We start from the raw sequence: 6,267 nt of genomic DNA on the forward strand, positions 1-6,267 counted from the left end.
CATCTTCCCGCCGATTAATTCAGACTAGATCCATCCCATCCAGCAACAACCAACCTTTGATTAGAGCCTTATGCTCTGATTACATAACGAACGGTGTGAGGAAATCATCATGTTAAAACTATTTTGGTCAGGACTACGATCCAGTCCCGCAGCCCTGGGTGCTTTACTACTGTTGTCTAACTCAGCCTTGGCTCAAACGACACCAGAAGTCTCAAATATCGATACGACTGAATCCTCGTCAACTTCTCTGGTTGCCGATCCCGCCTCTGACATTCTGCAAAAAATTGAACAATATAATCCCATTGACTTATCTCAGGGAGGGGATGAACCCCTTGGGCAAGTTAATGCCGTCAATCAGTTGCGCGATGTTCGCCCCACTGACTGGGCTTTTCAAGCATTGCAAAACCTGGCGCAACGCCACCAATGTCTGTTGGCATACCCAGATAATACCTACCGGGGCAACCGGGCCATGACTCGTTACGAGTTTGCCGCTGGTTTGGATGCTTGCTTAGAGCAAATCCAACGACAGCTTGCCACCTTGGATACCGGCGTTTCCGCACGAGACATGGAAACCTTACGGCGCTTGCAAGAAGAATTTGCCGGAGAACTGACAATTCTCCGCCGCCAAGTTGATGCCCTAGAAGTCCGCACTGCTGAACTCGAAGCCAATCAGTTTTCCACCACTACTAAACTCAATGGAGAAGTGATTTTTGCTCTTGCTGATGCTTTTGGCGATCAAGAGCCCGCTTCCAATATTGCCGGTGGTGAAAATGTCCAAACCTCTTTTGGTTATCGGGTGCGGATGAATTTCGACACCAGCTTTACCGGCAAAGACCGTTTGCGAACTCGTTTACAAGCCGTAGATGTTGCTCGCTTAGATCGCCCAACCGGGACATCCATGTCTCGTCTAGCTTTTGACGGAGATGGTGGTTCAGCGATTACTTTGGATCGTTTAGATTATCGATTCCCCCTGAGCGATACTGTGCGAGTGAATCTTGGTGCTGCTGGCTTCGTGGCAGACCGATTTGTTCCGCTTCTCAACCCTCTGTTTGATAGTAGTGAGAATGGCGCGATCTCTCGCTTTGGACGTTATAACCCTGCGGTTTATCGAACCGCAGGAGATACTGCGGGGATTGGATTTGAAATTACCCCCAGTAAACAATTCCGCGTAGACTTGGGTTATTTTTCTAGCAATAGCGGCAGTCCCATCCCCAAAAATGGCTTGTTCAATGGCGCCCATAGTGCATTGGGTCAGATCACTGTATCTCCCACAGAAAATATCGATTTAGCTTTTACCTATGTCAACTCCTACGCCCCAGGTGATGACGTAAATGTCACTGGCACCACCGGCAGTCGCAATGCTTTTCGGCCTTTTGGCAGCGTTGCCACGTCTGGCAACCATTTTGGCTTGCAAACCAGTATTAACTTTAACCAAGTGACCCTTTCTGCCTGGGGTGGTTATGTCTCTGCTGAGGCTAAAGATGGTCCTAATGAAGGAAATAAAGCGGATATCTGGAACTGGTTGGTCTTGCTAGGGGTAGAAGATTTAGGCGTTGAAGGAGATCAGCTAGGTTTTATCTTTGGGATGCCCCCGAAATTGACTGATATCGATAATGGAACCAGCGATCCCAGCACTTCTTTGCACTTTGAAACCTTATATCGCTATCCCTTGAGTAACAACATTAATATCACCCCTGGCTTTATGGTGATTACCAATCCCAATCACGACGACAACAACGATACCGTTTGGATCGGCACCGTCCGAACTACCTTCAAATTCTAGGTCAATTGACTTGAATAACTTTAGCGGCGAACATTCATCGCCGCTAAATTCCAATCTCGATCGGGTTTTGATTATTCAATTTCCTATTAAGGCACCCCCGCAATAATTAGTTATTTAAGAGGATTCTTATGTTATTTCAATCTCGTCCCCTCCGTCAGGCTCTACTGGTTCCCTTGATGGCACTATCTCTAACCGTTTCTGCTTGTCAGCAAGGTGAAAATACCAACACTTCCACCACGCCCCCTGAAGCAAACACGCAAAACACTACTCAGACTAATAATCAGACAACCCTTTCTCTCAGTGGAGCAGGTGCAACTTTTCCCGCTCCCCTATATCAACGCTGGTTTAAGGACTACAATACAGCCAATCCTAATATCGAAGTCAGTTATCAATCCGTGGGCAGTGGTGCTGGAGTAAAGCAGTTTATGGCAGGAACTGTGGATTTCGGTGCCAGTGATGGTGCCATGAAGCCTGAAGAAATTGCCCAGGTGAGCAAAGGAGTGGTATTGCTGCCCATGACTGCTGGCAGTATTGTTTTTGCTTACAATTTACCCGGTTTAGATGGTCTCAAACTTTCTCGGCAAACTTATGTTGATATTTTGTTAGGGAAAATTACTCAGTGGAATGACCCAGCAATTGCGGCGGATAATCCCGGTCTTTCTTTGCCGGATCAGGCAATTCAAGTGGTTTACCGATCAGATGGTAGTGGCACCACAGAGGTTTTTACTAAGCATTTGAGCGCGATTAGCGAGGAATGGAAAGCCGGTCCCGGAGAAGCCAAAACTGTAGAATGGCCCGTTGGAGTTGGCGCGAAAGGTAATGAAGGCGTCACTGCTCAAATCAAGCAAACCCAAGGGGCGATCGGCTATGTTGAATTTAGCTACGCTAAATTACAAAATTTACAAATGGCCACTCTAGAAAATAAGGCCGGTAATTTTGTCGTTCCTAGCTTTGAGTCAGCATCGAAAACTTTAGAAGCGGTGACTTTACCAGAAAATTTAGTTGCTTTTATTTCCGATCCCGATGGCTCTGATTCATATCCGATTGTTACTTATACTTGGCTATTAGCTTACCAAGAATATGACAATCCTGAGAAAGCTAAAGCTTTGAGAGAAGTGTTGAAATGGTCACTCACTGAAGGTCAAAAGGTTAGTAAAGACCTGGGCTATATTCCCCTTCCAGCAAATGTTGTATCTAAAGTGCAAGCATCTGTAGATACTATCAAACCATAGAAATATTTTGTTGGACTAGCCTGAGATTGATAGCTAGTTATTGTTTATTCCTTGACCGTCAATATTTCCATAAAATGCCACTGGGAAAGATCCTATTTCACCAGGGCATTTTTTTGTTAGATAACTTGAGATAACTTTTGAGTAGATGTCATCCACCCCAGTTTTTGCCGCTGTTATCCTTTGAACTTCATGCTCAAGTCCAGCCACGATGAACGGGTAATTGGTGCGCTGGTAGAGATGTAGTCTACCCCAGTTTCGGCAACGGTGCGGATATTTTCTAAAGTTATGTTACCAGAGGCTTCTATCTTGATTCGTGGGTTGCGATCGCGAATCTTTTTTACTGCTTGGCGCATCATATCTGGTGACATATTATCCAGCATGATAATATCCGCTCCATGTTTTAAGGCTTCTTCTACTTGATCCAGAGTTTCTGTTTCTACTTCTATGGTCAACGGATAAGGGATTTGATCTCGGATATTGGCGATCGCCTCCCCAATTCCCCCAGCCGCCGCAATATGATTATCTTTAATCATCACTGCATCATCGAGTCCCAGGCGATGGTTTCTAGCGCCTCCTACTTGCGTCGCATACTTTTCTAACAGTCTCAGTCCGGGAGTTGTTTTGCGGGTATCAACCAGTTGCACTGGTAGATCGGCAATTTTGTTCACATATTGCCTGGTCAGAGTGGCAATCCCACTTAATCGCATCGTTACGTTTAGGGCAACTCTCTCCCCTAAAAGCAGATTATCCGAGGATCCAGAAAGACGCGCAATCACTTGTCCTGGTTGGCAGCATTCCCCTTCTTCGATCAATGCTTCCCACTGAATATTTGGATCCAATAAATAAAATATCCGACTGGCGATCGGCAATCCGCCAATAACTCCCGGTGCTTTGGCCAGCCATTGAGCTTCTTGACTAAGTGCTTTGCCTTTCTGGAAGACCCCAGAGGTGCGATCGCCTCTACCAATATCCTCTCGTAACCAATCTTGCAATATAGGATCCAACACGACCCAAGGAGCCAATACAGCCATAAATTTTCCGTCCTAAACTCTCTTATATATAGTCGCTTCGATTGGTATTAAATGAGTCAGGAAAATTTAAAAGCACAAAACCCTTGCCAGACAATGGTTTTGGGGGATAAAAAAATTTTTTTCAAAAAAAGTTGGTCAAAGGGGTTGACAAACCGATTTAGGTTTGTTAGATTAGTAAAGTGCCTGACGGACAAAACAACCCACGGCACCCCGCACCTCGATAACTCAATAGTTTGAAAGCCTATCACATTTTGTTGGATCTCGTCAAGTTAATCCTTTTTTTCACGAGTTCCCCTCAAAAATTTTTGAGGTAAAGAACTCACATCAAACCTCTTCAACATGGAGAGTTTGATCCTGGCTCAGGATGAACGCTGGCGGTCTGCTTAACACATGCAAGTCGAACGGAATCCTTCGGGATTTAGTGGCGGACGGGTGAGTAACACGTGAGAATCTGCACTCAGGATGGGGACAACAGCGGGAAACTGCTGCTAATACCCAATGTGCCGAAAGGTAAAAGATTTATCGCCTGAGAATGAGCTCGCGGCCGATTAGTTAGTTGGTGGGGTAATGGCCTACCAAGACGGCGATCGGTAGCTGGTCTGAGAGGATGAGCAGCCACACTGGGACTGAGACACGGCCCAGACTCCTACGGGAGGCAGCAGTGGGGAATTTTCCGCAATGGGCGCAAGCCTGACGGAGCAAGACCGCGTGGGGGAGGAAGGCTCTTGGGTTGTAAACCCCTTTTCTCAAGGAAGAACAAAATGACGGTACTTGAGGAATCAGCCTCGGCTAACTCCGTGCCAGCAGCCGCGGTAATACGGAGGAGGCAAGCGTTATCCGGAATTATTGGGCGTAAAGCGTCCGTAGGTGGTGGGGCAAGTCGGCGGTTAAAGACTGGGGCTTAACTCCAGAAAGGCCGTGGAAACTGCACCACTAGAGGGCAGTAGGGGTAGAGGGAATTCCCGGTGTAGCGGTGAAATGCGTAGAGATCGGGAAGAACACCAGTGGCGAAAGCGCTCTACTGGACTGCAACTGACACTCAGGGACGAAAGCTAGGGGAGCGAATGGGATTAGATACCCCAGTAGTCCTAGCCGTAAACGATGGATACTAGGTGTTGTCTGTATCGACCCAGACAGTGCCGCAGCTAACGCGATAAGTATCCCGCCTGGGGAGTACGCACGCAAGTGTGAAACTCAAAGGAATTGACGGGGGCCCGCACAAGCGGTGGAGTATGTGGTTTAATTCGATGCAACGCGAAAAACCTTACCAGGGCTTGACATGTCGCGAACCTCGCTGAAAGGTGAGGGTGCCTTCGGGAGCGCGAACACAGGTGGTGCATGGCTGTCGTCAGCTCGTGTCGTGAGATGTTGGGTTAAGTCCCGCAACGAGCGCAACCCTCGTTCTTAGTTGCCATCATTCAGTTGGGCACTCTAGGGAGACTGCCGGTGATAAACCGGAGGAAGGTGGGGATGACGTCAAGTCATCATGCCCCTTACGTCCTGGGCTACACACGTACTACAATGGGTGGGACAAAGGGCAGCGAACTCGCAAGAGCCAGCTAATCCCATAAACCCATCCTCAGTTCAGATTGCTCTCTGCAACTCGAGAGCATGAAGGAGGAATCGCTAGTAATCGCAGGTCAGCATACTGCGGTGAATACGTTCCCGGGCCTTGTACACACCGCCCGTCACACCATGGAAGTTGGCCATGCCCGAAGTCATTACTCTAACCCCTCGGGGAGGAGGATGCCGAAGGCAGGGCTGATGACTGGGGTGAAGTCGTAACAAGGTAGCCGTACCGGAAGGTGTGGCTGGATCACCTCCTTTTTAGGGAGACCTGAGAGATGAATTGAGTCCAAACGCACCAATCATAACTCTCATATCCCAGGTCGTTCGAGGTCAAACAAAAAGGCTTTCAAACTAACATCAGGTCGGGACATGGGCTATTAGCTCAGGTGGTTAGAGCGCACCCCTGATAAGGGTGAGGTCCCTGGTTCGAGTCCAGGATGGCCCACTCCCCGCAATCAGTCAGCGCCCAGGCGCTTTTCTGAAAGCGGCCAGCTTTTGGGGGTATAGCTCAGTTGGTAGAGCGCTGCCTTTGCAAGGCAGATGTCAGCGGTTCGAGTCCGCTTACCTCCAGAGAAGACAACCACTGTCAAGCAACTGCACTGGGAATGAACCAGACAGACTGCTGGACAGAATCTGTCCAGAATGAACCTAG

The 6,267-nt window shown here is 48.1% G+C and carries 3 protein-coding genes, 2 tRNA genes and 1 rRNA gene; 5 read left to right on the plus strand and 1 reads right to left on the minus strand.

The features are described 5' to 3' along the window. The first annotated feature begins 109 nt into the window (after window positions 1–109). Window positions 110–1,783, plus strand: a complete 1,674-nt coding sequence (locus tag ABWT76_RS02645) for an iron uptake porin (protein WP_354635603.1) — start codon at window positions 110–112, stop codon at window positions 1,781–1,783. A gap of 128 nt (window positions 1,784–1,911) precedes the next feature. Further along, window positions 1,912–3,015 carry a phosphate ABC transporter substrate-binding protein PstS gene (gene pstS / locus ABWT76_RS02650; RefSeq protein WP_354635604.1) on the plus strand — a complete coding sequence of 368 codons (1,104 nt, stop codon included), beginning with the start codon at window positions 1,912–1,914 and terminating at the stop codon, window positions 3,013–3,015. A 173-nt stretch (window positions 3,016–3,188) separates the two neighbouring features. Here pstS and nadC read toward each other — a convergent pair whose 3' ends face one another. Next, a complete protein-coding gene (nadC, locus tag ABWT76_RS02655; RefSeq protein ID WP_354635605.1) occupies window positions 3,189–4,046 on the minus strand; it encodes a carboxylating nicotinate-nucleotide diphosphorylase in 858 nt (285 codons plus the stop codon). Window positions 4,047–4,382: 336 nt separating this feature from the next. On the opposite strand from nadC, the gene ABWT76_RS02660 reads away from it, so the two are divergent. The 3 genes from ABWT76_RS02660 (at window position 4,383) to ABWT76_RS02670 (ending at window position 6,185) form a co-directional block, all read left to right on the plus strand. Next, a 16S ribosomal RNA gene (locus ABWT76_RS02660) occupies window positions 4,383–5,873 on the plus strand. Between the two features lie 113 nt (window positions 5,874–5,986). Next, window positions 5,987–6,060: transfer RNA gene (locus ABWT76_RS02665), tRNA-Ile, on the plus strand. Between the two features lie 52 nt (window positions 6,061–6,112). Then, a tRNA-Ala gene (locus tag ABWT76_RS02670) sits at window positions 6,113–6,185 on the plus strand. Window positions 6,186–6,267: the final 82 nt, after the last annotated feature.

It is taken from the genome of Planktothricoides raciborskii GIHE-MW2, assembly GCF_040564635.1.
Classification (GTDB): Bacteria; Cyanobacteriota; Cyanobacteriia; order Cyanobacteriales; family Laspinemataceae; genus Planktothricoides; species Planktothricoides raciborskii.

Bases quoted from the DNA above. Each gene is read 5' to 3' on its own strand.
- pstS (WP_354635604.1), top strand. From the start codon at position 1,912: ATGTTATTTCAATCTCGTCCCCTCCGTCAGGCTCTACTGGTTCCCTTG.
- ABWT76_RS02645 (WP_354635603.1), top strand. From the start codon at position 110: ATGTTAAAACTATTTTGGTCAGGACTACGATCCAGTCCCGCAGCCCTG.
- nadC (WP_354635605.1), bottom strand. From the start codon at position 4,046: ATGGCTGTATTGGCTCCTTGGGTCGTGTTGGATCCTATATTGCAAGAT.